This window comes from Kitasatospora sp. NPDC003701, assembly GCF_053587085.1.
Genome location: NZ_JBSFNM010000048.1, coordinates 23,903 through 46,968, shown reverse-complemented (window position 1 = coordinate 46,968; position 23,066 = coordinate 23,903). Strand labels below are relative to the sequence as shown.

Below are 23,066 nucleotides of genomic sequence, written 5' to 3'. Positions count from 1 at the left end.
ACGGCAAGCCGCGCCGCGGTGACCACCCGGTGGCGGGGAGCTCAGGTGACCTCGCCGCGCCGGCCGAACCGCTCGGCCCGCCACTCGCCGGTCTCCAGCACCTCGGCCAGCTGCCGCGCCGCGTCCCAGACCTCCACGTGGGACAGGTACAGCGGGGTGAAGCCGAAGCGCATGAGGTCCGGTGCCCGGAAGTCCCCGATCACCCCGCGCTCGATCAGCGCCTGCACCACCGGGTAGCCGTCGGCGTGCCGCAGGGCGACCTGGCTGCCGCGCCGGGCGTGCTCGCGCGGGGTGACCACCTCGATCCCCTCCAGCCCCTCCACCAGCGAGACGAAGAGGTCGGTCAGCGCCAGGCTCTTCGCCCGTACCGCGCCGAGGTCGGCGCGCTCCCAGACGTCCAGGCTCGCGCCCAGCGCGGCCTGGCCGAGCAGCGAGGGCGAGCTGGTCAGGAACCGCCCGATGCCCCCCTTGGGGTCGTACCCGGGCTCGAAGGCGAACGGGCGGGCGTGACCGAACCAGCCGCTCAGCGGCTGCCGCGGGCCGGCCGCGAGGTGACGCTGCGCCACGTACAGGAAGGCCGGCGAGCCGGGGCCGCCGTTGAGGTACTTGTAGGTGCAGCCGACCGCGAAGTCCGCGTTGCTCGCGCCGAGTTCGACCGGCAGCGCGCCCACCGAGTGGCAGACGTCCCAGATCATCAGCGCGCCCGCGGCCTGCACCCGGGCGGTGATCCCGGGCATGTCCAGCAGCTCGCCGGTGCGGTAGTCGACGTGCGAGAGGACGACGACGGCGACGTCCGCGTCCAGGTGCCGGTCCAGCTCCTCGGGCGCGACCAGCACGCTGCGCGCGCCCTCGAACAGCTCGGTCACGCCCTCGGCGATGTAGAGGTCGGTCGGGAAGGCCGCGCCGTCGCCGAGCACCGTGCGCCGCCCGGGGCGCAGCCGCAGCGCGGCCGTCAGCACCTTGAACAGGTTGACCGAGGTGGTGTCGCAGACCACGACCTCGTCCGGGCCGGCCCCGATCAGCGGCGCGATCCGCCGGCCCAGCCGGTACGGCTGCTCGAACCAGCCGGCCTCGTTCCAGCTGCGGATCAGCTCGCGGCCCCACTCCTCCTCGACCACCTGCCGCACCCGCTCCGGGGTGCGGGCCGGGAGCGCGCCGAGCGAGTTCCCGTCCAGGTAGACGACGCCCTCGGGCAGGGTGAACTCCTTGCGGAAACCCGCCAGCGGGTCGACGGCGTCCAGCGCCGCGCAGTCCTCGCGCGTGATCATGCCCAACGTCCTGCCCACTCTCTCGCTCACATTTCGTCCCGTACGGTCCACAGCTCGGGGAACACGTCCTGCTCGGCGGCCTTGCGCAGCCAGGTGAGGCCGCTGGAGCCGCCCGAGCCGGGCTTGGCGCCCATCGCGCGCTTGACCGAGGCCAGGTGTCGCTGGCGCCAGCGGGTGACCCGCTCGGCGACGTCCAGCAGCGTCTCGGCGAGCGGCTGCAGGGCCGCGTACGCGGGGTCGGTGTAGACCTGCCGCCAGGCCGCCTCCACCGCCGGATCGGCCCGGTGCCGCTGCTCGGAGGGCTCGTGCGGCACCGCCAGCCCGCGGCGGGCGAGCAGCGCCAGGGCGTCGTCGTACAGGCCGGGGGCGCGCAGCGCCTCGCTCAGCTCGGCCCGCGTGTCCGGCGCCTCGTCGTACATCCGCAGCAGGGCGGCGTTCTTGTTGCCCAGCAGGAACTCCAGGTGCAGGAAGGCCGAGGACTGGAACCCGGAGGCCTCGCCGAACACCGAGCGGAAGGCGTTGAACTCCTGCGGGGTCATGGTCGCCAGCAGGTCCCAGGACTCCACCAGGACGTTCTGCACGTGGGTGCCGCGCCGCAGCGCGGCCAGCGCGGCCGGCAGGTCGTCCTCGCGCAGCGCCTGCTGGGCCAGCGTCCACTCCTGCCGCAGCAGGTCGAAGAGCAGCTCCATGACCTGGGTGGTGACGATGAACGACAGCTCGGCCGGCACCTTGCTGAGCGGCTGCTGCAGGCTGTGCAGCTCCTCCAGGCGCGCGTACCGGGCGTAGGGGGTGCCCCGGCCCGGCTCACCGCCCCGACCGAACGACAGGTTGGGTGTCTCCACCGTGTCGTGCCCCATCCCGCTACCTCCTGAAGACCCGGACGGCGGGTGCCCCGCCCGCCCGATGACCCGGCTGTCTGCTGGATCGTCGCGGCCGGGGCCCCATTGTGCGGCGGTCACCGGCCCCGGTTGAATGGGCACCGGGCACGGCAACCGCATCCGGGCCTGTCGATCGAGAGGTCTTCCCGCCGATCTCTTTACGATCGCAAAAGAGCGGGATCCAGCCAGTCGATCAACCCCGCCGGGAGCCCTCATGGACGCAGTGGACCGCCGCCTGCTGGCCGAGCTGCAGGCCGACGCCCGGCTCTCGTACAACGAACTCTCCCGCCGGGTGAGCCTCTCCGCACCCGCCGTCGCCGAACGGGTGCGCCGACTGGAGGCCGACGGGGTGATCAGCGGCTACCACGCCCATGTCGACCCCGCCCGGGCCGGGCTGCCGATCACCGCGCTGGTCCAGCTCCAGTGCTACGGCCCGCGCTGCGTGCTGCGCGATCCGGAGGTGGCCCGGTGGCCGGAGGTGCTCCAGCTGCACCGGGTGACCGGCGGGGCCTGCTGCGTGCTGCTGGTCGCGGTGCCCGCGATGGCCGCCTTCGAGGAGCTGATCGACCGCCTCGGCGGGTACGGGCAGCCGGCCAGCTCGATGATCCTCTCCAGCCCGGTGCCCTGGCGGCCGGTGGTCGCGCCCTGACCCCGGCGCCCTGAGCCCGACCCTCTGACCCCGGCCTCCTGACCCCGGCCTCCTGATCCCGGCCCCCTGATGCCCGCGCCCGCCTCCTGCGGCGCGCCGGCTCAGTGCGCCTCGGGCAGGTGCAGGCCCAGCTCCGCCAGACCGTTCAGGAACAGCTCCACGCCGACCGCCGCCAGCAGCAGCCCGAGCAGCCGGGAGAGCACCTCCAGTGACGTCCGGTGGGTGCGCTGCATCAGCGGGGCGAGCAGCGCCACACAGATGTAGTTGATCACCACCACGGCGACGTACGCCCCGACGATGGTGGTCCGCCAGCCCCAGTCGTCCTTGCTGAGCGAGCCCACCAGCACCGCCGTGACCGCGAGCGGGCTCGCGACGTACGGGAGCAGCAGTTCGCGGAGGCCGTCCACCATCGGGTTCGGCAGGTGGTCGTCGTCCTCGCCGGAGCCGGTGCCGAGGTGGATGCCCAGGACCAGCGCGACGGCGTAGACGAAGAAGATCGTCCCGCCGGCCAGTTGCAGCGACTGGTCGCTGATGTGGAACAGCGAGGTCACGAAGTCCGCGCTGTAGGCGAGCACCAGGCCGATGAGGGCGGAGATCAGCGAGCTCCAGGCCGCCAGCCGCCGCAGCTCGTGGGTGCTGCGGGTGGCGGCGAGCCGGGCGAAGGACAGCAGGACCTTCGGCGGGCCGACCACGGCGAAGAAGGCGATGAACGCGCTGCTCAGGTTGAAGACGAACATGGGCCAAGCATGGTCGGGGCGATCGGCGCGGTTCGGCCGCCACGCCCTCGGTGCGGCGGCGTGTCGAGGATCGCGGTGGCCGTCGGGCCCTTATTCCTCGGTGGTCCGAGGTTCGCCCGGTTGGCGGTCCCGGGTCGAACCGGGTCGCCCTTTCGGCTCCTATGGAAGCCGGATCACCTCCGCTGGAACGAGGACTCGACATGTGTCTGAACCGTAAGGATCTCGGCCTGCTGGCCCTGCGCGGCGCCGTCGGCGGGGTGCTGATCGCGCACGGCACCCAGAAGCTGTTCGGCTGGTTCGGTGGCGGCGGCCTGGAGGGCACCACCAAGGCGATGGAGCACATGGGCTTCCACCCGGCCCGCCGGAGCGCCCTGGCGGCGGGCATCGGCGAGGCGGGCGGCGGCGCCCTGCTGGTGGCCGGGCTGGCCACCCCGGCGGCCGGCGCGGTGGTGGCCGGCACCATGGCGGGCGCGGTCGCGGTGCACGCCCCGGCCGGTTTCTTCGTCACCTCGGGCGGCTACGAGTACCCGGCGTTCCTGGGGGCGACCGGGCTGGCCCTGGGCCTGGCGGGCCCGGGGCGGTACTCGCTCGACCACCTGACCGGCCACGCCTTCGACCAGCCGTGGGTGGGCCTGGCGGCGTTCGCCGCCAGCGCGGCCTCGGCGTACGGGGTGGTGGCCCGCCGCCGGCACGTGGTGCGGCTGCGCGAGGAGCGGGCCGCCGTGGAGGCGCAGACGCAGGAGGGCTCGGGGCTGTCCTGAAACCGCCCTGCGGCGGTGCGGGCACCGGGAGCCGGTGCCCGCACCGCCGCGACGTGGCCCGGGGCCGGTCCTCACCCGGATGCATCAGCCCTGTTGGCGGCCCCGGCCGGGGCCTCGGAGGGTGGGCGTGAGGTGTGCCGGGCAGCCCGGCGCCGAGCCGGAGCGCGGAGCCGCCGAAGCGCGGGAACGGAGCGCGGAGACGATGCGCAGAAACGAGGACACCATGGACCGCCAGCCGTCGACCGGGGCGAGCCGCCCCACCCGTACCACCGCCCGGGACGTCACCGCCCCGGTGGTCCGCCGCCCGCGCCGGGCCGTGGCCGGCGCGCTGGCCGCGGCCGTCCTGGGTGCGACGGCGCTGGCCGGCTGCTCCTCCGACAGCACGGCGAGCAAGGCCGTCTCCTCGGCCGCCGGCGCGGTGCAGTCGGGAGTGTCGGCCGCCGCCTCCGCCGCCGTCTCGGCGGTGTCCTCCGCCGCGGGCGGGCTCGCCTCGGCGGCGTCCTCGGCCGTGGCCTCGGCGGCCTCCTCCGCGGAGGCGGCGGCCTCCTCCGCGATCGCGGGCGTCAAGGGCGGGCTGGACGCCAAGGGGGACGTCACCGCGGGCTCGGTGACGATCGCCTCGGACGGCAAGGCCGAGGCGACGCTCACCGTCAGCAACCACGAGCAGCAGTCCAACAAGTACGTGATCCAGGTCAACTTCACCGACGACTCCGGCAACGTGCTGGACGCGACGGCGGTGACCGTCCCGGACGTGGCCGCCGGGCAGAGTGCGCAGGCCACCGCGCGCAGCAACCGCGACCTCTCCGGCACGGTCAAGGTCGTGGTGGCCAACGCGGTCCGGTACTGATCCGCAGGTCAGCGGGGTCGGTGCGGCGGGGGCGCAACCTTAAGGGCGACTCAAGGCTCAACATCACCCCTTGACGGGGGAGTTGGTCTAGTCCATTTTAATCCACAGGTGCAGGGAGCCCCTGAACCGGCGTCAGCGGTCTGTGGCCGCGGGCGCCGGTTCGGCATATCCCGGTGTCCGTCAAAGGCATGTTCCCGCTCGATTCCCTTCCCCCGTTCTGTCATGCCCTGGTCGCGCGGCCCCACCCCGTGCGAGCCCGCCAGGCACGGCGGATCCCCCACAACCAGGAGTCACGCACCCATGCTCCGTTCACGTATCGAAAGGGCCGGGACCCCGGCTCAGGAGGGCGGCCGCCGCCGGCGCCCGAAGAGCCTGGCCGCCCTCGCGGTCGGCACGACCGCCTCCCTGCTGCTCGGCGCGGGCCTCGCCCTCACCGGTGGCGCCTCGGCCAGCGCGGCCGTCACCAACTCCACCGGCGCGCCCGCCACCAGCGGTGGCATCAAGGTCGCCTACTTCGACCAGTGGTCGATCTACGCGAACGCGTACTACCCGAAGACGATCCAGGACACCGGCGTCGCCGGGAAGCTGGACTACCTGATCTACTCGTTCGCCAACATCCACCCCACCAACCTGAACTGTTTCGAGGCCACCAAGGCCGCGAGCCAGGACGACAACAACCCGAACGCGGGTGACGGTGCGGGTGACGCGTTCGCCGACTACCAGAAGAGCTTCGGTCCGGACATCTCGGTCGACGGCGTCGGCGACGTCTGGGGCCAGCCGATCGCGGGCAACTTCAACCAGCTGAAGAAGCTGAAGGCGAAGAACCCCAACCTCAAGATCCTGATCTCGCTGGGTGGTTGGACGTACTCCAAGTACTTCTCGGCGGCGGCCGCCACGGACGCCTCGCGCAAGAAGCTGGTCTCGTCCTGCATCGACATGTTCATCAAGGGCAACCTGCCGACGGACGCCGGCTACGGCGGCCCGGGCTCGGCGGCCGGCATCTTCGACGGCGTCGACATCGACTGGGAGTACCCGGGCGGCGGTGGCCACACCGGCAACCTGGAGAGCCCGAACGACAAGCAGAACTTCACCCTGCTGCTGAAGGAGCTGCGCGAGCAGCTGGACGCCCAGGGCAAGATCGACGGCAAGACCTACGCCACCGCGGCGGCCGTCGGCGCCGGCCAGGACAAGATCCGCAACGTGGAGACCGACAAGATCGGTCAGTACCTCACGTTCCTGGACATCATGACCTACGACATGCACGGTGCGTGGGACGCCAAGGGCCCGACCAACCACCAGGCCCCGATCTACTCCGGCCCGGACGACCCGATGACCCCGGCCAAGCCGGGCAACGGCAAGTACTCGGTCGATGCCGCGATCAAGGCGTACACCGCCGGTGACACCGACTACGGCATCCCGGGCGGCTTCCCCGCCAAGAAGATCAACGTGGGCGTCCCGTTCTACTACCGCGGCTGGACCGGCGTCCAGAACAACGGCAAGAACGGCCTCTTCCAGCCCGCCACCGGCGCGGCCGCCGGCGCGGCGATGTCCGGCAACGTCCCCGGCATCCAGATGTACAAGGAGCTCGCGGGCTTCGTCGACAACCCGGCCAGGACCTTCTGGGACGACACGGCGAAGACCACGTACTTCTACGACGGCACCACCTTCTGGAGCGGCGAGGACGCCCGGTCGATCCAGGCCAAGGTCGACTACGCCCACTGCAACGGCCTCGGCGGCTCCTTCGCCTTCTCGCTGTACGACCTGGGCACCAAGACCGCGCTGTTCGACAAGATGGTCGAGGCCACCAACGGCTCCGCCGCCGCCTGCCCGGCCGCGCCGAGCCCCACCCCGACCCCGACCCAGACGGTGACCCCCACGCCGACCCCGACCGCGACGGCCACCGCCACCGCGACCCCGACCGCCACCCCGACGGCGACCGCCACCCCGACCACTCCGGCCGGCTGCTCCGCCGCCCCGAGCTGGGACGCGGCCACCACCTACGCCACCTCGACCAAGGTGTCCTGGAAGGGCCACTACTACACCAACAAGTGGTGGACCAAGGGCGAGGACCCCACCACCACCGGTCAGTGGGGCGTCTGGACCGACAACGGCCCCTGCTGAGGCCGTACCGCTCGAACACCCGAGCACCAGAACACCAGAACACCACGGCACCCGAGCACCTGAGTGCCCGAGCACCTGAGCACCTGAACCATCCGAGGGCCTGACGGACCCTCGCGCCAGACGAGTCCGGCCTGCCGGGGGACGACCCCCCGGCAGGCCGGACTTTCCACGTCTGCGGGCCGCCCGACCCGGATCGGCCTCAGGCCAGGTCGTCGGTGCGCCCGAGCGCGTCGGGCTGGCTCTCCTCGATCCGGCGCAGCATGCGGGCCAGCATCGCGGACAGCACGGTGCGGTCCTCGCCGACGACGTCCTGGAGCAGCTCCTCCTCGAAGACGGCGGCCATCCGCATCGACTCCAGCCACTTGTCGCGGCCGGTCTCGGTCAGCTCGATGATCACCCGGACCCGGTTGGTCTCGTCCCGCTCCCGGGTGACGAGGTCCTCGGCGACCATCCGGTCGATCCGGTGCGTCATCGCGGCCGGGGTGAGCCCGAGCCGCTTGGCCAGCTCGCCCGGTCCGAGCCGGTACGGGCTGCCGGCGACCACCAGGGCCTTCAGCACCTCCCACTCGGCGGAGGTGATTCCGAGCACAGTCAGCTGCCGGCTGTAGGCGACCCCCATCCGCCGGGCGACCCGGGACAGGGTCTGCACGATGGTCTCCACCTGCGGGTCCACGGTGGGGAATTCCCGCTGGTAGACGGCCACCTGCTCGGCGATGCCCAGCTCGTCGGGGGCGGCCGTCGCGGGCTTGTCTGCTGTCATGCCGACCAGTGTCGCACGTGGGGTGCACGCCTTAAGCCTTTGACTCCACACTCTTCCGGTGCTAAGACTTTATATCGGCAGACTTTAGGCCTTAAATCTTCTGGACTTAAGAGTATCCAGCGAAAACCAGCGAAGGGGTGTGCACGGTGACCGGCACGGTGAAGCAGCAGAGGCAGCGGCGTCATGGGGCGGGCGGCCCGCTGCGCCGCGTCCAGATCGGCAACGCGCTCAGTGCGTTCGGCAGCGGATTCACGATGCCGTACATGTTCGTGTACGTGGACCAGGTGCGGGGCCTGGGCTCGCTGGCCGCCGGGATGGTGTTCACCGTCTTCGCGCTGGCCGCGCTCGCCGTGCTCCCCTTCACCGGCCGCGGCATCGACCGGTACGGCCCGCGCCCGGTGCTGCTCGCCGGCGCCGCGCTCGCCGCTACCGGCGCGTTCGCCTTCGGCCACGCCACCGGCACCCCGGCGCTGCTGGTCTCCTCCTTCCTGTTCGGCGCGGGTGTCACCACCTGCCAGCCGGCGCTCGCCACGATGATCGTCCGCTGCTCGACCGCCGCGACCAGGTCGCACGCCTTCGCGCTGCAGTTCACCCTGATCAACCTGGGCATGGGCATCGGCGCGCTGGTCGGCGGCCAGATCGTGAACGTCGCCGACCCGGCCAGCCTGACCCGGCTGTTCACCATCGAGGCCGTCACCTTCCTGGGCCTGGCCCTGGTCACCGGCAGCGCCCGGATCCCGAACGCCGCCCCGGTCCTGCTCCAGGGTGCGGCGCAGGGGCCCCAGGGCCTGCGCGCGCTGGTCGCCGACAAGGCGATGCTGCGGCTCTGCGTGCTCGCCGGGCTGATCTTCTTCACCTGCTACGGCCAGTTCGAGTCCGGCGTCGCCGCCTTCGCCACCGACACCGTCGGCACCGCGCCCTCCACCCTGGGCATCGCCATCGGCGCCAACGCGCTGACCATCGTGGTGCTGCAGATGTTCATGGTGCGGATCACCGCCCGCCGCCGGCGCACCACCGCGATGGCCGCGGCCGGCGTGGTCTGGCTCGGCGCCTGGGCGATGGCCCTGGTGGCCGGTCTGATCCGGACCGAGACCATGGCCGCCACGGTCGCGATCGTCTCGATCTACGCCCTGTTCGGCGTCGGCGAGTCGCTGCTCGCCCCCACCCTGGGCCCGATCGTCGCCGATCTCGCCCCGGCCCGGCTGCTCGGCACCTACAACTCCGGGTACGCCCTGGTGAAGCAGGTCGCGATCGCGGTCGGCCCGGCGGTCGGCGTGCTGCTGGTCGGCTCCGGCACCTGGCCGCTCTACCTGGCGGCGATGGCCGGGTCCACCGTGCTGATCGTGGTCCTCGCGCTGCGGCTGCGGCCGTACCTCACGGCCGTCCAGGACAACGCCGCCCCGGCGGTCGTCCGCACGCCGCTCCCGGTCCGGGAGCTGCAGACCGCCGCGTGACGCCCGCCCTGACATGCGGCGACGGGCGCCGTCCAGGTCACCTGGACGGCGCCCGTCGCGCTTGGATTCGCGACCACCGGCACATAGTGTCAGTGGCTGTTGACTGCCCGGCCCCGGCCGGCACAGGCGAGACAGGCGAATCGGCGAGGCAATGACGCAAGCGGCGCTCACGCACCCACCCGCACCAGCGGCCCCCGCAGCCCCCGCACCGGCCCGTCGGGGGCTGCCGCGGTGGGTGGCCGAACGGGCCGGCTGGCTCGGGCCGATCGGCGTGGCGCTCTTCGCCGGACTGCTCAGGTTCTGGAACCTCGGCTACCCCAACGCCTTCGTCTTCGACGAGACGTACTACCCCAAGGACGCCTGGTCGCTGCTGGAGCAGGGCTACGAGGGCACCTGGCCGGACAGCGCCAACGCCGACATCCTGGGCGTGCCGCAGCGCATCCCGCTCACCTCCGCGCCCGAGTTCATCGCCCACCCGCCGCTCGGCAAGTGGGTCATCTCGCTGGGCGAGTGGGGCTTCGGCCTGCACCCCTTCGGCTGGCGGTTCATGACCGCGCTGCTCGGCACCGTCACCGTGCTGATGCTGGCCCGGATCGGCCGCCGGCTCTTCGGCTCCACCCTGATCGGCTGCACCGCCGCCCTGCTGATGGCCGTCGACGGCCTCCAGCTGGTGATGAGCCGGGTCGGCCTGCTGGACGGCGTCCAGATGTTCTTCGTCCTCGCCGCCTTCGGCAGCCTGCTGATCGACCGCGACCGCACCCGCGCCCGGCTGGCGTCCGCCCGCGAGGGGGGAGAGCCGGACGGTGACCGGATCCGCCTGGGCCTGCGCCCCTGGCGGATCGCCGCCGGTGTCGCCCTCGGCGCCGCCTGCGCGGTCAAGTGGAACGGCGTCATGGTGCTCGCCGCCTTCGGCCTGCTCACCGTGCTCTGGGACCAGTCCGGACGCCGCTGGGCCGGCGCCCGCCGCCCCTGGCGCTCGATGCTGCGCCGGGACGCGCTGCCCGCCCTGCTCGCCATGGTCGGCTCGGCCCTCGTGGTGTACGTCGGCTCCTGGGCCGGCTGGCTCGCCGCCGGCGGCCGGAACGCCGGGGGGTACGACCGGCACTGGGCCGACAACCGGGCCGGCCTCTCCGCCGACAGCTTCCTCGGCGTCCCGCTGCCGCAGGTCCCGATGGGCTGGGTGCCGGCCCCGCTGCGCAGCCTCTGGCACTACCACGCGCAGATGTACGACTTCAATACCGGCCTGAGCACCCCGCACACCTACCAGTCGAACCCGTTCAGCTGGCTGGTCCAGGGCCGCCCGGTCTCCATGTACTGGGAGCAGGTGCCGAACGGGCAGCACGGCTGCACGGCCTCCGGCGGCTGCGCCGCGCAGATCCTCGGCCTCGGCACCCCGCTGCTCTGGTGGACGGCCTGCTTCGCCCTGGTCTACCTGCTCTGGCGCTGGTTCTTCCGCCGGGACTGGCGCTCGGGCGCGGTGCTGTGCGGCGTCGCCGGCGTCTACCTGCCCTGGTTCCAGTACCAGGAGCGGACGGTCTTCTCCTTCTACATGGTGGTGCTGGTGCCGTTCCTCTGCCTGGCCGTCGCGCAGATGCTCGGCGCGATGGTCGGACCGCCGGGCTGCTCGCCCGAGCGGCGCCGGATCGGTGCGGCCGGGGCCGGACTGATCGTGCTGGCGATCGTGGCCTGCTTCGCCTTCTTCTACCCGCTCTACACGGCGGAGGTGATCCCCATGACGTCCTGGCAGGACCGGATGTGGTTCACCAGCTGGATCTGAGGCGTGGCGCTCGCGGCGGCCGCGCAGAACCAGCTGCTGCCGGTCACCCCCGTCCTGGGGGTGATCACCGCCGTGCTGCTGGCCGCCGCCGTGGCGGTGGCCGGGTGGGGCCTGCTCGGGCAGGGGCACGCGGTGCTGCGGGCCGGGCTGCGCGCGGTGGTGCAGCTGGCCGCCGTCGCGCTGGTGATCACCTGGGTGGTCGGCTCGCTCTGGTGGTCCGCGCTGTTCGTCCTGCTGATGTTCACGGTCGCGGTGCGCACGGCCGGCCGGCGGATGACCACCGGACCGCAGTGGATCCGGGCGGCCGTGCCGATCGGCGCCGGGGTGCTGCCGGTGCTCGCGCTGCTGCTGGGCGTCGGGCTGCTGCCGCCGAAGGGCCTCTCGATCATCCCGGTGGCGGGCATCCTGATCGGCGGCGCGCTCACCGCCACCTCGCTGGCCGGCCGGCGCGCCCTGGACGAGCTGCGCCAGCGGCACGGCGAGGTGGAGGCGGCGCTCGCGCTGGGCTTCGAGGAGCGCGACGCCCGGCTGGAGATCTGCCGGAAGGCCGCCGCGACCTCGCTCGTCCCGGCCCTCGACCAGACCCGGACGGTGGGCCTGGTCACGCTGCCCGGCGCGTTCGTCGGCATGCTGCTCGGCGGCGCCTCCCCGGTACAGGCGGGCGCGGTGCAGCTGTTCGTGCTGATCGGGCTGCTGGCGGTGGAGTCGGTGGCGGTCGTGGCGGTGCTGGAACTGGTCGCCCGGGGGCTGGTGGGCACCGCGGCGCCCGGCGGGATCGGGTAGGCTTGGCGCGTTGAAGGGGAGTAGCCCTCCACCGGACCGTCGACATACTGGCCCCTCGGGGCCCGGCGCCCGGGGCATCCGCAAGCGGGTGCCGGCGAGACCTTCGGCCGCAGTGCTGTGATGTTCTGACCAGCGCTGTCGGGCCGGAGCGACCCCTCACGGAGCTGCCGAGGCCGGGCAGCCCGACCCGAGGGATACCGAACCCCCGATGAGCCTGACCGTAGCCGCGATCACCTTCGGCATCGTCTTCCTGTCCGAACTGCCGGACAAGACCGCCCTGGCCAGCCTGATGCTCGGCGCCAAGTACCGGGCGAGCTATGTCTTCGCGGGCATCGCCGCCGCCTTCGCCCTCCAGGTCGGCATCGCCCTGGTCGCCGGGCACCTGCTCTCGCTGCTCCCGCACCGCTGGGTGGAGGGCGTCACCGGCCTGCTGTTCCTGGCCGGGGCCGCGATGCTGCTCTTCCACGGCGGTGACGACGAGGACGGCCACGCGGCCAAGGAGCCGTCCGCGAACAGCTTCTGGAAGGTCGCCGGGGCCAGCTTCGTGGTCGTCGCGATCGCCGAGTTCGGCGACCTCACCCAGATCATGACCGCCAACCTGGCCGCCAAGTACGCCGACCCGCTCGCCGTCGGCATCGGCGCCTGGCTGGCGCTGTGCGCCGTCGCCGGGATCGCGATCCTCGGCGGGCAGAAGCTGCTGAAGCACGTCCCGATGAAGATGATCATCCGGGTGGCGGCCGGCATCATGGTGCTGATGGCCGGGTTCAGCATCTTCCAGGCGATCACCGGCTGACGCCGGGTCAGCGCCCGCCGTACGGACGGCCGGTGGTGCACGACCACCGGCCGGCGTGCGGCCAGCAGCTGGTGAGCCGTCAGCAGGTGGTGCGCTTCGCCAGGGCGGCGGCGGTATTGGGGCCGTAGACGCCACTCTCGTCGCCCTGGACCCCCTGCACCACCTGGAAGTACGCGACCGAGCTCTCGGTGCGGCGGTCGAAGTTGCCGTTCGTCGGGACACTCATCCAGCACAGGATGTCGGCCAGCTTCTGCTGCATGGCCATGACGTTCGGGCCCTTCATCCCGTACTGCAGCACCTGGAAGGTGGGTGTCGGCGTCGGGGTGGTCGCCGTCGGGCTGGGGGGCGCGCTCGGCGTCGGCGTCGGAGTGGGCGCGGGCGGCGTGGTGGCCGGCGCCGGGGGAGCGGGCGCGGCCGGGGCGGGCGTCGTGGCCGTGGCGCTCGGGGGCGCCGTTCTGCTCGGGCTCGGCTTGGCCGTTCTGCTCGGGGACGGGCTCGGGGCCCCGCTGGTGGACGGCGGCGCGCTCGGGCTCGGCTCCGCCGGGGTGGTCGGGTCGACCGGTGCGGGGGCCAGGGTCGTGGAGGGCGCGGGCTGCGCCCGGTCGGCGGGCTCGGCGGAGGGCGTCACCGCGTACGCCAGGCCGACGGTGAACGCCAGCAGGGCGGCGCCGGCCGCCACCAGCAGGCCCTTGCGCCGGGCCGGCATGCCCTCCCCGGCCTGTTCCGCCGCGCGGCGGGCGGCCCGGCCGCCGGTGCCGCCGGGCGCCGCCCCGTCGAACGGGAAGTAGCCGATCTCCGTGCCCCCGGCCGGGGGCTGTTCCACCGTCGGCCGGGGCCCCGGCGGCGGCACCGACATCACCGGCGGCAGCACGGTGGTCGCGTAGGCGTCCGCGTCCGGCCCGGCCGGCGGCGCACCGGGTGCCTGGGCGGGCGGCAGCACGGTGGTGGCGAACGGGTCCGCGGGAGCGTCCGCCGGCGGCATGTCCACGATCCGGCCGACGGCCTGCGGCACGTACGGGCGGACCAGCGGCGGGCCTTCGAGGTGCGGGAGGACGGTGGTCTCGGTCAGGCTCGGATCCGGGAGGCACCTGCACCCGGCGGAGCGTGCGGTGCCGCACGTCGGGCAGTGCTGGTCCGGCATCGGCCGGTCCTCCTCGGTCTCGGATCGTTTCTCGCGTGCCCCCCGGACGGGTGTTCCCGGGGGCGAACGCGCCTGATTATGCAGGACGGTCCCAGGGGTGGACAGGGGGGTCCGGACGCCTGCGGGGGTGTTGTGACGGTTGGTGGTGGTTGTGACCCGGTGAACGGTCGGCGGGCCGGTGGGATCCCCCGAATGGCCGCCGTTCTTACGTTCGGCTCAACTGAACGGCGCAAACCAGGGCATTTCTGACAGCATGGTGAGCTGGGAGTGATCATCCGCACGGACCCCGCCGACCGGGGCCCGCGACCCCTACGGAGACCCGATGACGGATCCGATCGCCGCGTCCGACCGCAGCCCGGCGAGCGAGCCCGGCCCGCCGGAGGTCACCGTCCCCAACCTCTGGGTGCCGATCGGCGCCCTGCTGCTGGCGATGCTGCTGGCCGCGCTCGACCAGACCATCGTCTCCACCGCGCTGCCCACCATCGTCAGCGACCTCGGCGGCCTGGAGCACCTCTCCTGGGTGGTCACCGCCTACCTGCTGGCCTCCACGGCGGCCACCCCGCTCTGGGGCAAGCTCGGCGACATGTACGGCCGGAAGCGCTTCTTCCAGGCCTCGATCGTGATCTTCCTGGTGGGTTCGGTGCTCTGCGGCATCGCCCAGAACATGGGCCAGCTGATCGCCTTCCGGGCCCTCCAGGGCCTCGGCGGCGGCGGGTTGATGGTGCTCTCCCAGGCCATCGTCGGTGACCTGGTCTCACCCCGGGACCGCGGCAAGTACCAGGGCCTGTTCGGTGCGGTCTTCGGCGTCACCAGCGTGCTCGGACCGCTGCTCGGCGGCCTCTTCGTGGACAACCTCAGCTGGCGCTGGGTCTTCTACATCAACCTGCCGATCGGCGTGGTCGCCCTGGTGGTGATCGCCGCGGTGCTGCACGGGTCGGAGGTCAAGCGCCGGCACCGGATCGACTACCTGGGCACCGTGCTGATCGCCTCGGTGGCCACCTGCCTGGTGCTGATGACCTCGCTCGGCGGGACGACCTGGGGCTGGAGCTCCTGGCAGATCGTCGGACTGGGCGTGCTGGGCCTCGTCCTGCTGGTCGCCTTCGTGCTGGTCGAGCGGACCGCGGCCGAACCGGTCCTGCCGCTGCGGCTGTTCCGCTCGCAGACGTTCAGCCTGGTCGCCGTCATCTCCTTCGTGGTCGGCTTCGCGATGTTCGGCGCGCTCACCTACCTGCCGACCTTCCTCCAGGTGGTCATGGGGGTCTCGCCGACCATGTCCGGCATCCACATGCTGCCGATGGTGCTCGGGATGCTGCTCACCTCGATCGGCTCCGGCCAGATCGTCGCCCGCACCGGCCACTACCGGATCTTCCCGATCGCCGGGACGGCCGTCACCACGGTGGGCCTGCTGCTGCTCTCCAGGCTGGACGAGCACAGCAGCACCTTCGAGATGAGCTGCTACTTCCTCGTCTTCGGCCTCGGCCTGGGCCTGGTGATGCAGGTGCTGGTGCTGATCGTGCAGAACTCCGTCGGCTACCAGGACCTGGGGGTGGCCACCGCCGGCGCCACCTTCTTCCGGTCCATCGGGGCGTCGTTCGGCGTCTCCATCTTCGGCACCGTCTTCGCCTCCGGGCTCAACAGCCGGCTGGCCGACGCCCTGGCCTCCGGGGTGCCGGTGCCGCCCGGCTTCGACCTCGGGGCGATCAGCTCCGACCCGCGCATGATCGCCGGGCTGCCGGCCGTCACGCAGGACGCGGTCCACCACGCGTACTCCGAGTCGATCACCCGGGTCTTCCTGTACGCGGTGCCGGTGGTGGTGGTCGCCTTCGTGCTGTCGCTCTTCCTGCGCGAGCAGAAGCTGCGTTCGACGGTGACCGCGCCCGACCTGAGCGAGTCGATCGGCGTCAACCCGGTGGAGCGGTCCTCGCTGGACGAGATCGCCCGCGCCCTGTCGGTGCTGAGCACCCGGGAGGCCCGGCGCGACCTGTTCCGCAGGATCACCGCCGGGGCCGGGCTGGACCTCAAGCCGGCCTCCAGCTGGCTGCTGCTGCAGATGCACCACCACGGCTCGGCCGAGCCCGCCGACCTGGCCGAGCGCCGGGTCGTGCCGCTCGCCGTCATCGAGGAGGCCGCCCGGGAGGTGGAGAGTCGGGGCCTGGCCTCGCGCACCGGCGGACTCCCGCTGCGGCTCACCGAACCGGGGGAGGCGGCGGCGCTGCGGCTGGTGGCCGCCCGTCGTGAGCAACTGTCCGAACTGCTCGGCGACTGGGACGAGAAGCAGTTCGCCGACCTCGCCGAGCTGCTGACCAAGCTCTCCGGCGCACTCTGCGCGGACGAGCGCGACCGACCGGACCGGGCCGGGCCGGAGGAGCAGGAGCGGTACGGGGAGCGCCGGCCGGTGTAGCCGTCCTGGCCGGCGAACCCATTGGTGCCGCGCCCCCCTCAGGGGGTGCCGAACCAGCGCGGGGTGTCGAGGCGGAACGGGTCGCCGGGCGCCAGCGTGCGCAGGTCCGTCTCCAGGGCGCGCAGCCGCTCCTCGCCGAGGGTGTCGGACCACTGGGCGCGCAGCTCGTCGAAGATCCGGGCGGAGCGCACCAGGCAGTCGACGCCGCGCGCGGTGAGCCGGACGACCTTGCGGCGGGCGTCGGCGGGGTCGCTGCCGCGCTCGACGTAGCCCAGCTGTTCGAGCTGTTCGACGGTCTTGCCCGCGGCCTGCTTGGAGACGCCGAGGCGGCGGCCGAGTTCGACGGCGGTGGTGCCGTCCGGGCCGATCGCCTGGAAGACGAAGCCGTGCATCGGCCGCAGGTCGGGGTGGCCCTCGCGGGCGATCCGCTCGTGCAGCTCGTCGATGATCAAGCGGAAGGCGAGCAGCAGGCGCAGGGGCAGCTCGAAGCCGGGGGGAGCGGAGTCGCTTGACACGATAGACAACCTCATTGACCATATAGACAACGTCGTTGACCATTCTAGGGGGCCACCGCACATGTCAGTCATCCGCAGCACCGAAGCCCGTCGCACCGACACGCCCAACGCCGCCATGACCACCCTCGCCTCACCCACCCAGGGCGGTACCGGACTCGCGATGTGGCACGTCGACATGGTGCCGGGGCGCGAGGGCCCGCTGCACGCCATGAGCACCGAGCAGATCTGGACCTTCCTGACCGGTGACGCCACCGTCGACCTCGCCGGCGAGGTGCTCACCGTGGCGGCGGGCGACACCCTCGTCCTGCCGGCGGACACGGCCCGCCAGGTGCGCACCGCCGCCGGATTCACCGCCGTGGTGGCCTCGCCCACCCCTTCGGTGGCCTACAACCCGGACGCCGTCACCCCGGAGGGCGCTTGCGGCCTGGCGCCGAGGGACGCCGACCGCATCGTTCCGCCGTGGATCGCCTGACCTCGGGCGGGTACGGGGCGTCAGGTGTAGCAGACTGCTCGCAACGAACAGGGCCGGGGCCCTCGGCGGGCCCCGGCGGACGAGGAGGTGCGGCGTGGCCGTCGTGAAGATCAATGTGCTGACGGTTCCGGCCGAGCAGCGGGCGGAGCTGGAGAAGCGGTTCGCCTCGCGGGCCGGGTCCGTGGAGAACTCGGACGGCTTCGAGTGGTTCGAGCTGCTGCGCCCGGTCGAGGGGACCGACCAGTACCTCGTCTACACGCGGTGGGCCAACGAGGACGCGTTCAAGGCCTGGATGGAGGGCCCGATGCAGGCCGCCCACCGTCAGGGCCCGCCGGCCGCCGAGGGCGAGGCGCCCAAGCGCCCGGCGGCGTCCGGCTCGACCCTGTGGTCCTTCGAGGTCGTGCAGTCGACGGGCCCGAAGGCCTGAGGGCCGTTCACTTCGGCACGGCGCGCCCCGGATTCGTCCGGGGCGCGCCGCTGTGTGTTGCGCTCGCTTGTGCGCTCGCGCGCCCCCTGTTCGGGTGATCCTGATGGGGTTCGGGCTTGTCGGCCCGCCGACCGCACCTACGGTGATCCTGCGATCAACTGGATGGCAGTGCTGTCCTGTTGGTGCATGTACCGAAGAAAAGATGATCCCCGGCGGTGCGGCAAACACCCCGGGGTTTGGCACTGGGAGACAGAAACTCCAAATGCAGATCCATCGTATCCCCAAGCACGGGCCCGGGTACACGATCCTGGACAACGGCCACGTCATCCGGAAGCACGCGCTGTCGTGGGCCGCCCGAGGGTTGCTGAGTTACCTGCTGAGCCTGCCCGACGGCGCTCGGGAGGACGTACGGACCTTGGCGGCGAAGAGCATTGAGGGGCGCACCACGGTGGCCCGCGCGCTCCGCGAGCTGGAGGAGGCCGGTCACTACGTCCGCCGGACCACCCGCGACCCGATCACCGGCCAGGTCCAGACGGCGGTCTCGGTCCACGAAGTCCCCGTGGCGGCCAAGGCGGTTCACACACTGCCGCCGCTTCCCGTATCCCCGGCCGCCGGTCGCCCTGGAGTCGGAGCGGCAGGCGCCGGGAAGGCGGGAAGCCCCTCCCTGAGGGTAAGGAGTGTGATGGAGAAGGAAGTTGAAGGACCTTCCGTCCATCCGTCCGGGGAGCCGGCTGCGCAGGCTCAGGCGCTGAGCCCGACGCGCATGACCGAAGGCATGGCGCTCCTGCTCGAACTGGGCCGCCATGACCCGCGCATGGCCCTCGCCGGCAAGCCGCTGACGGACCAGGCCGCCCGCGTGGAGGGCCTGCTGGCCGGTGGCTGGACGTGGGAGGCGCTGACGGGCATCCTCGCTGCCCCGCTCCCGTCGACGATCACCCGAAGCGTGGGCGCGATCCTCGCGGGCCGGCTGTCGACGGTGCCGCCGTTCCCGCCCGCCCGGCGGCAGGTCGAAGCAGCTGATCCTGCTCCGACTCCCCACGTCACCTACGACTGCGACGTCTGCCGGGCCCCGGGCAAGACGCGGCCCGGGGTGTGCCGGAAGTGTCGGAATGCGGAGGGTGAGGGTGCCGACGGCGGTGTCCGAGGAATCGCAGCACTGAAGGCCTGGCGTCAGAGTCAGGACTGACGCTCAGCCTCTGGCTCACGCGGCACCGTGCTGTACCTGCGCAGCACGTCGGCAGCCGTCGACCGGTCCAGCAGCCTCAGCTCCCAGGGGCCCGTGTTGACGTCGAACTCCTTCCCGAAGCCAACCCACTTTCCGGACATGCGCCGGCCTGTGGGGTCTACGAGAAGCTGAATTGCGCCGTGGTAGCGGGCCCCCTGGTAGTAGCCGTTCTCTGCCGTCTGTTCGGTCCACGTGCCCGTGACGACGTTGCGGTCCACGGTGAGGTCAAGCGTCAACGGAGAGTCGGGGTTGGACGAGGCCCCCGGGAGCGACTCTGCGGAAATGCGGTTGCCGTGGTGCGTCAGAACGACGTGGTGCAGCCCGGAGTACGTGTTCTCGCGACTGCTGCTGAAGAACTCGTAGTGACTCACCCATACTCCGCTGTAGTCGTCGCCTGACGGGGCCGGAGCGGGCTGCGTGGATGGGATCGATCGGTGAACGGTCATGTCGTGCCCTCCGGTTCCGTCGTTCGTGACATGAGGCGGCAGGATGGACTGGAACCCCAGGCGGTCAGCGGGGACTTGAGTCACGACTTCCAATGCCCGAAGGTACACGGGGCGCGGTGCGCGGACCTCCCCCGACTCCCAGCGCTGCACGAGCCGCTTGTTCGCGTCATTGGGCTCGCCCAGGGCATCGCCCGCATCCCGCAGACGACGGGCCATCTCGTCCTGACTGAGGCGCAGACCGATGCGCATGGCGCGGAATGCCTCGTTCGGTGTCGTCATGTCTCCAAATGTAGGACGCGACGCGGCCATATGACACCGAAATGACGCCTCGCAACTGGCCAGAGTGACGCCTTAGTGACATTACGTAGCCATCGTTCGGCAGAGGAGGATTTGTCCTGCCCATCCAGAGACCACTCGGATCGAAAGGGGGTGACCCGTGGCGTCATTGCCCGCGCACATCGGCCCCGGGGGACCCACTGCTCGCTCAATGGCCGGCGCCGAGAAGCCGCCGCCCGCAGGTAGCCCCCTGAGCGACTACCTGGCCGCCAAGTCGACCCCTGGGCCCCCGAGCGCCGTCGAGACGCTGAGCAAAGCGGCGATCCTCGCGCATTGCGCGTGCGGCGACTGTCGGTCGCGGAGAGCGCTGGAGGCGACGGAGTGAGCGCGGCCGACAAGTTGGAGCCCGTGGATCCGTGGGACCGTCTCCTCCAAACTCCCCGTCGCGGTCTGGCGCGGGCTGTCAAGCTCGGTCTTGATGTGCAGCGGGCCAGCAGTGAACCCCCTCCGGTTCGACCTGCCAGAGGATTGTTCAAGTTCCTGAATTGGACCCTCCGGATCGACCTCGCGTGCGACCGGCCGCCGGCGCTGCACCGCTACCGGTGCGCCGGGGAGTACGAGGACGGTCGACCGTGCGGAGCGGAGGGGCAGTTGGTTGCGGACTTCGAGACCGCGCAGCGCTGGCCCGCCGCACACCTGCGCGAGCATCAGGACCACCGGAGTTACGAACATGTCATGGTGACGCCGTGGGTGATGGAGCCCGAGGAGGAGCCGAACTGATGGCTACCGCACACCACCGGGCGAGCCCGCTGTTCCACGAGCCCTCGCCCGTACCGGATCCGGTCGCGGAGTGCGCCGAGTGCGCGCGGTTCACGACGCTGGCCCGCGAAGCGGAGGACGCCTTCGACCACTCGGCCGCCGTGGACGCCCGCGTACGGATGCGTCGTCACCACCACCAGGCCCATCCGTGACGGATGACGGCCTCGGCGACTACCGGGATGCTGCCGAGCGGCGCCGTCAGGAGATCCGGGATCCGCGGCATCTCACGGCCGCTTTCGCGGTGTCGCTGGCGGGACTCGTGGTCGTCGCCGCGATGCTGCTGACGCTCTGTCGGTCAAGTAGCTGACCCTCCATGCCGGGGGCCATTCAGCGCCACCCCGAGGGCAGGTCCCGCGTGTGGCGGCAGGCCCTCGGACTCATCGCCAGGACTGAATTCGTAGAAGGGAACACCCGTGGGGAAGCACGGCGGAGGATCGGGCGACGACGGGAAGGGGACTGCGGGAGGCGGCCAGGGTGGCGGCCACTCGGGGAAGCCGGACACCGCCCCACTCGACGGCAAGCGCGATGCGCCGCCGACCAACCTGCCCAAGCCCGACGAGCGGTAAAGGACACCATGGACTGGGACAAGCTGGTCGACGCGCTCCGGGAGTCCGGGGCGCTGTCGGCCGACTGGGAGAAGACGTTCCGCAGTACCCCGCGTGACTTGTTCACCCCGAACCGGATCCTTCACGCCGGCGGGTGGATCGACCGGGCGGAACAGCCTGATCGCTGGGCAGAGTTGGTCGCCACGGACCTGGCGCTCGTGACACAGGTCTACGACGACGGGGAGACCCCGTCGTCGTCCAGCTCCATGCCGACCGTCGTCGCGCAGATGCTCCGGCACCTGGACGTCACCGACGGCGTGCGGGTCCTGGAGCTGGGCACCGGCACAGGATGGACGGCTGGGCTGCTGTCGCGCCGGCTCGGCGCCGACAACGTGACCAGCATCGAGTTGGACCCCGAGCTTGCCAGGTTGGCCCGGGCTCGGCTGGACGCTACCGGGTTGCGCCCTGAGGTCATCGCGGGAGACGGCACGCTCGGTCACCCCGAGGGTGCGCCGTTCCAGCGGGCCCACCTCACTGCGGCTGTGCAGCGGGTGCCCTCTGCGGTGATCGAACAGGTGGGGCCCGGTGGCGTGATCGTGGCGCCGTACGGCACTCCGTTCTGCAACGGGGGGCTGTTGCGACTCACCGTGGCCGAGGACGGCCGGTCGGCGAGCGGCCCGTTCGTCGAGGACGTGTCGTTCATGTGGGTGCGCGACCAGCGACCCGAGAGCGGCGAGTTCGACATCGAGGACGTGCGGTACAGCGCCTCCGGCATCGACCCCGTCGAGGTGGCCGAGCAGTCGCACGCCGCATTCGCCATCGGCCTGCGGCTGCCGGACCTGTTCCGACAGGAGGTGTTGGCCGGCTATGACCGGTACGGCACGGGCCGCTTCGAGGTCTGGGACGGGGTGTCGTACGCCCATTGCCGCTTTGCCGATTGGGATGGCAAGCACGCGGTGTCGCAATCCGGCCCGCGTTCCCTGTGGGGCGAGGTGACGGCTGCTCACGCCTGGTGGGTCCGCCAAGGCAGGCCGGATCTCACGCGGTTCGGCATGACCGTGACCGCCGCTGGGGAGCACCGTCCGTGGCTGGACAGCCCGGCCCGCCTCATCGGATAGCGGCAACCGGCTCGGCTCGGATCTTTGCCGAGCTCGCGGAGATTCGGGAAGTTTGCGACAACGTCATGCTCCATGACGTCTGATCACATCAGGCAGACGTCCCACCCGTCCCACCATTGAGAAGGAACCTGAGATGGCCGAGCGCCCGTATGTCCTCCTGAGTGTCGCCACCTCCGTGGACGGTCACATTGACGATGCGTCACCCCAGCGGCTGCTGTTGTCGAACGCCGAGGACTTCGACCGGGTCGACCAGGTTCGGGCGGAGTCCGACGCCATCCTGATCGGCGGCAACACGCTCCGCAGTGACAACCCGCGGCTTCTCGTCAACAGTGAGAAGCGCCGTGCCGACCGTGTCGCCGCCGGCAAGTCGGAGTACCCGCTCAAGGTGACGATCACCGCCAGCGGTGACCTCGGTCGGGACCTCAAGTTCTGGCACTTCGGGGACCAAATGGTCGTCTACACCACCGACGGTGCGGTCGCGAAGCTCCGGGAGGAACTCGATGGCCTGGCCGACGTGGTGAGCACCGGCACTACCGTCGACTTCGGGGCTGTGCTCGACGACCTCGGCGGCCGTGGCGTCGAGCGCCTCATGGTCGAGGGCGGCGGACAGATCCACACGCAGTTCCTCGCCCAGGACCTTGCCGACGAGGTGCACCTCGCCATCGCTCCGCTGCTGGTCGGTCAGGCCCAGGCTCCGCGCTTCATCCATTCCGCCGAGTACCCCGGCGGCAGCTCCAGCCGGATGAAGCTGCTCGACGCCACGACGGTCGGAGACGTCGTCCTTCTGCGGTACGCGCCCAAGCAGCGCACCGCCTGATTGCGGCGGGGCGGCCTCGATCGGCGGATGTGGCTG

At 71.7% G+C, this 23,066-nt stretch carries 24 protein-coding genes; 17 read left to right on the top strand and 7 right to left on the bottom strand.

Annotation, left to right across the window (positions count from 1 at the left end):
- Positions 1–41: 41 nt before the first annotated feature.
- Both kynU and ACWDRR_RS32550 read right to left on the bottom strand, forming a co-directional pair.
- Positions 42–1,268 (bottom strand): kynureninase, encoded by a 1,227-nt coding sequence (gene kynU, locus ACWDRR_RS32555; protein WP_449775854.1) that lies wholly within the window; start codon positions 1,266–1,268, stop codon positions 42–44.
- 26 nt (positions 1,269–1,294) lie between these two features.
- On the bottom strand, positions 1,295–2,125 hold the full coding sequence (locus tag ACWDRR_RS32550; RefSeq protein ID WP_449775853.1) for a tryptophan 2,3-dioxygenase: 831 nt from the start codon (positions 2,123–2,125) through the stop codon (positions 1,295–1,297).
- A gap of 235 nt (positions 2,126–2,360) precedes the next feature.
- Between ACWDRR_RS32550 and ACWDRR_RS32545 the strand changes: the two genes are divergently transcribed.
- Positions 2,361–2,795 (top strand): Lrp/AsnC family transcriptional regulator, encoded by a 435-nt coding sequence (locus ACWDRR_RS32545; RefSeq protein ID WP_449775852.1) that lies wholly within the window; start codon positions 2,361–2,363, stop codon positions 2,793–2,795.
- Positions 2,796–2,896: 101 nt separating this feature from the next.
- On the opposite strand, the gene ACWDRR_RS32540 is transcribed toward ACWDRR_RS32545, so the two are convergent.
- Entirely contained in the window at positions 2,897–3,532 is a 636-nt protein-coding gene (locus ACWDRR_RS32540) for a MarC family protein (RefSeq protein ID WP_449775851.1), read from the bottom strand.
- A gap of 200 nt (positions 3,533–3,732) precedes the next feature.
- On the opposite strand from ACWDRR_RS32540, the gene ACWDRR_RS32535 reads away from it, so the two are divergent.
- The 3 genes from ACWDRR_RS32535 (at position 3,733) to ACWDRR_RS32525 (ending at position 7,261) form a co-directional block, all read left to right on the top strand.
- Positions 3,733–4,293, top strand: coding sequence for a DoxX family protein (locus ACWDRR_RS32535; protein ID WP_449775850.1), 561 nt, complete (start codon positions 3,733–3,735; stop codon positions 4,291–4,293).
- A gap of 202 nt (positions 4,294–4,495) precedes the next feature.
- The gene (locus ACWDRR_RS32530; RefSeq protein ID WP_449775849.1) at positions 4,496–5,140 is read left to right on the top strand and encodes a hypothetical protein; all 645 of its coding nucleotides are present in this window, start codon (positions 4,496–4,498) and stop codon (positions 5,138–5,140) included.
- 300 nt (positions 5,141–5,440) lie between these two features.
- The gene (locus tag ACWDRR_RS32525) at positions 5,441–7,261 is read left to right on the top strand and encodes a glycosyl hydrolase family 18 protein (protein ID WP_449775848.1); all 1,821 of its coding nucleotides are present in this window, start codon (positions 5,441–5,443) and stop codon (positions 7,259–7,261) included.
- A gap of 199 nt (positions 7,262–7,460) precedes the next feature.
- Here the strand turns inward: ACWDRR_RS32525 and ACWDRR_RS32520 are convergent, their stop codons facing one another.
- On the bottom strand, positions 7,461–8,021 hold the full coding sequence (locus tag ACWDRR_RS32520; protein WP_449775847.1) for a MarR family winged helix-turn-helix transcriptional regulator: 561 nt from the start codon (positions 8,019–8,021) through the stop codon (positions 7,461–7,463).
- Positions 8,022–8,179: 158 nt separating this feature from the next.
- On the opposite strand from ACWDRR_RS32520, the gene ACWDRR_RS32515 reads away from it, so the two are divergent.
- The 4 genes from ACWDRR_RS32515 (at position 8,180) to ACWDRR_RS32500 (ending at position 12,828) form a co-directional block, all read left to right on the top strand.
- Positions 8,180–9,475: an MFS transporter gene (locus ACWDRR_RS32515; RefSeq protein ID WP_449775846.1), complete on the top strand. Its 1,296-nt coding sequence runs from the start codon at positions 8,180–8,182 to the stop codon at positions 9,473–9,475.
- Positions 9,476–9,626: 151 nt separating this feature from the next.
- The gene (locus ACWDRR_RS32510) at positions 9,627–11,252 is read left to right on the top strand and encodes a dolichyl-phosphate-mannose--protein mannosyltransferase (RefSeq protein WP_449775845.1); all 1,626 of its coding nucleotides are present in this window, start codon (positions 9,627–9,629) and stop codon (positions 11,250–11,252) included.
- Positions 11,253–11,255: 3 nt separating this feature from the next.
- The gene (locus tag ACWDRR_RS32505) at positions 11,256–12,035 is read left to right on the top strand and encodes an ABC transporter permease (protein ID WP_449775844.1); all 780 of its coding nucleotides are present in this window, start codon (positions 11,256–11,258) and stop codon (positions 12,033–12,035) included.
- Between the two features lie 208 nt (positions 12,036–12,243).
- On the top strand, positions 12,244–12,828 hold the full coding sequence (locus ACWDRR_RS32500; protein ID WP_449775843.1) for a TMEM165/GDT1 family protein: 585 nt from the start codon (positions 12,244–12,246) through the stop codon (positions 12,826–12,828).
- A gap of 79 nt (positions 12,829–12,907) precedes the next feature.
- On the opposite strand, the gene ACWDRR_RS32495 is transcribed toward ACWDRR_RS32500, so the two are convergent.
- Positions 12,908–13,969: a peptidoglycan-binding domain-containing protein gene (locus ACWDRR_RS32495; RefSeq protein WP_449775842.1), complete on the bottom strand. Its 1,062-nt coding sequence runs from the start codon at positions 13,967–13,969 to the stop codon at positions 12,908–12,910.
- Positions 13,970–14,291: 322 nt separating this feature from the next.
- On the opposite strand from ACWDRR_RS32495, the gene ACWDRR_RS32490 reads away from it, so the two are divergent.
- The gene (locus ACWDRR_RS32490; RefSeq protein WP_449775841.1) at positions 14,292–16,370 is read left to right on the top strand and encodes a DHA2 family efflux MFS transporter permease subunit; all 2,079 of its coding nucleotides are present in this window, start codon (positions 14,292–14,294) and stop codon (positions 16,368–16,370) included.
- A gap of 38 nt (positions 16,371–16,408) precedes the next feature.
- Here ACWDRR_RS32490 and ACWDRR_RS32485 read toward each other — a convergent pair whose 3' ends face one another.
- Positions 16,409–16,885 carry a MarR family winged helix-turn-helix transcriptional regulator gene (locus tag ACWDRR_RS32485; RefSeq protein WP_396486959.1) on the bottom strand — a complete coding sequence of 159 codons (477 nt, stop codon included), beginning with the start codon at positions 16,883–16,885 and terminating at the stop codon, positions 16,409–16,411.
- A 61-nt stretch (positions 16,886–16,946) separates the two neighbouring features.
- On the opposite strand from ACWDRR_RS32485, the gene ACWDRR_RS32480 reads away from it, so the two are divergent.
- From ACWDRR_RS32480 to ACWDRR_RS32470, 3 genes are all read left to right on the top strand, one after another.
- Complete coding sequence (locus ACWDRR_RS32480; protein WP_449775840.1) at positions 16,947–17,357, top strand: cupin domain-containing protein; 411 nt, start codon at positions 16,947–16,949, stop codon at positions 17,355–17,357.
- Between the two features lie 94 nt (positions 17,358–17,451).
- Positions 17,452–17,784: an antibiotic biosynthesis monooxygenase family protein gene (locus ACWDRR_RS32475; protein WP_387893483.1), complete on the top strand. Its 333-nt coding sequence runs from the start codon at positions 17,452–17,454 to the stop codon at positions 17,782–17,784.
- A gap of 262 nt (positions 17,785–18,046) precedes the next feature.
- Entirely contained in the window at positions 18,047–18,970 is a 924-nt protein-coding gene (locus ACWDRR_RS32470) for a helix-turn-helix domain-containing protein (RefSeq protein WP_449775839.1), read from the top strand.
- On the opposite strand, the gene ACWDRR_RS32465 is transcribed toward ACWDRR_RS32470, so the two are convergent.
- Positions 18,961–19,734 carry a helix-turn-helix domain-containing protein gene (locus tag ACWDRR_RS32465; RefSeq protein ID WP_449775838.1) on the bottom strand — a complete coding sequence of 258 codons (774 nt, stop codon included), beginning with the start codon at positions 19,732–19,734 and terminating at the stop codon, positions 18,961–18,963. The genes ACWDRR_RS32470 and ACWDRR_RS32465 overlap by 10 nt on opposite strands.
- A gap of 378 nt (positions 19,735–20,112) precedes the next feature.
- On the opposite strand from ACWDRR_RS32465, the gene ACWDRR_RS32460 reads away from it, so the two are divergent.
- From ACWDRR_RS32460 to ACWDRR_RS32440, 5 genes are all read left to right on the top strand, one after another.
- The gene (locus tag ACWDRR_RS32460; protein ID WP_449775837.1) at positions 20,113–20,511 is read left to right on the top strand and encodes a DUF7848 domain-containing protein; all 399 of its coding nucleotides are present in this window, start codon (positions 20,113–20,115) and stop codon (positions 20,509–20,511) included.
- Positions 20,511–20,702, top strand: coding sequence for a hypothetical protein (locus tag ACWDRR_RS32455; protein WP_449775836.1), 192 nt, complete (start codon positions 20,511–20,513; stop codon positions 20,700–20,702). The genes ACWDRR_RS32460 and ACWDRR_RS32455 overlap by 1 nt, the downstream gene beginning before the upstream one ends.
- Positions 20,699–20,857, top strand: a complete 159-nt coding sequence (locus ACWDRR_RS32450) for a hypothetical protein (protein ID WP_449775835.1) — start codon at positions 20,699–20,701, stop codon at positions 20,855–20,857. Before ACWDRR_RS32455 ends, ACWDRR_RS32450 begins: the two co-directional genes overlap by 4 nt.
- A gap of 267 nt (positions 20,858–21,124) precedes the next feature.
- Positions 21,125–22,213 (top strand): protein-L-isoaspartate O-methyltransferase family protein, encoded by a 1,089-nt coding sequence (locus ACWDRR_RS32445; RefSeq protein WP_449775834.1) that lies wholly within the window; start codon positions 21,125–21,127, stop codon positions 22,211–22,213.
- A gap of 133 nt (positions 22,214–22,346) precedes the next feature.
- A complete protein-coding gene (locus ACWDRR_RS32440; protein ID WP_449775833.1) occupies positions 22,347–23,030 on the top strand; it encodes a RibD family protein in 684 nt (227 codons plus the stop codon).
- Positions 23,031–23,066: the final 36 nt, after the last annotated feature.

Coding starts and splice junctions, on each gene's coding strand:
- kynU (WP_449775854.1), bottom strand. CDS start 1,268: ATGATCACGCGCGAGGACTGCGCGGCGCTGGACGCCGTCGACCCGCTG.
- ACWDRR_RS32550 (WP_449775853.1), bottom strand. CDS start 2,125: ATGGGGCACGACACGGTGGAGACACCCAACCTGTCGTTCGGTCGGGGC.
- ACWDRR_RS32545 (WP_449775852.1), top strand. CDS start 2,361: ATGGACGCAGTGGACCGCCGCCTGCTGGCCGAGCTGCAGGCCGACGCC.
- ACWDRR_RS32540 (WP_449775851.1), bottom strand. CDS start 3,532: ATGTTCGTCTTCAACCTGAGCAGCGCGTTCATCGCCTTCTTCGCCGTG.
- ACWDRR_RS32535 (WP_449775850.1), top strand. CDS start 3,733: ATGTGTCTGAACCGTAAGGATCTCGGCCTGCTGGCCCTGCGCGGCGCC.
- ACWDRR_RS32530 (WP_449775849.1), top strand. CDS start 4,496: ATGCGCAGAAACGAGGACACCATGGACCGCCAGCCGTCGACCGGGGCG.
- ACWDRR_RS32525 (WP_449775848.1), top strand. CDS start 5,441: ATGCTCCGTTCACGTATCGAAAGGGCCGGGACCCCGGCTCAGGAGGGC.
- ACWDRR_RS32520 (WP_449775847.1), bottom strand. CDS start 8,021: ATGACAGCAGACAAGCCCGCGACGGCCGCCCCCGACGAGCTGGGCATC.
- ACWDRR_RS32510 (WP_449775845.1), top strand. CDS start 9,627: ATGACGCAAGCGGCGCTCACGCACCCACCCGCACCAGCGGCCCCCGCA.
- ACWDRR_RS32500 (WP_449775843.1), top strand. CDS start 12,244: ATGAGCCTGACCGTAGCCGCGATCACCTTCGGCATCGTCTTCCTGTCC.
- ACWDRR_RS32495 (WP_449775842.1), bottom strand. CDS start 13,969: ATGCCGGACCAGCACTGCCCGACGTGCGGCACCGCACGCTCCGCCGGG.
- ACWDRR_RS32490 (WP_449775841.1), top strand. CDS start 14,292: ATGACGGATCCGATCGCCGCGTCCGACCGCAGCCCGGCGAGCGAGCCC.
- ACWDRR_RS32480 (WP_449775840.1), top strand. CDS start 16,947: ATGTCAGTCATCCGCAGCACCGAAGCCCGTCGCACCGACACGCCCAAC.
- ACWDRR_RS32470 (WP_449775839.1), top strand. CDS start 18,047: ATGCAGATCCATCGTATCCCCAAGCACGGGCCCGGGTACACGATCCTG.
- ACWDRR_RS32465 (WP_449775838.1), bottom strand. CDS start 19,734: ATGACGACACCGAACGAGGCATTCCGCGCCATGCGCATCGGTCTGCGC.
- ACWDRR_RS32455 (WP_449775836.1), top strand. CDS start 20,511: ATGGCTACCGCACACCACCGGGCGAGCCCGCTGTTCCACGAGCCCTCG.
- ACWDRR_RS32445 (WP_449775834.1), top strand. CDS start 21,125: ATGGACTGGGACAAGCTGGTCGACGCGCTCCGGGAGTCCGGGGCGCTG.
- ACWDRR_RS32440 (WP_449775833.1), top strand. CDS start 22,347: ATGGCCGAGCGCCCGTATGTCCTCCTGAGTGTCGCCACCTCCGTGGAC.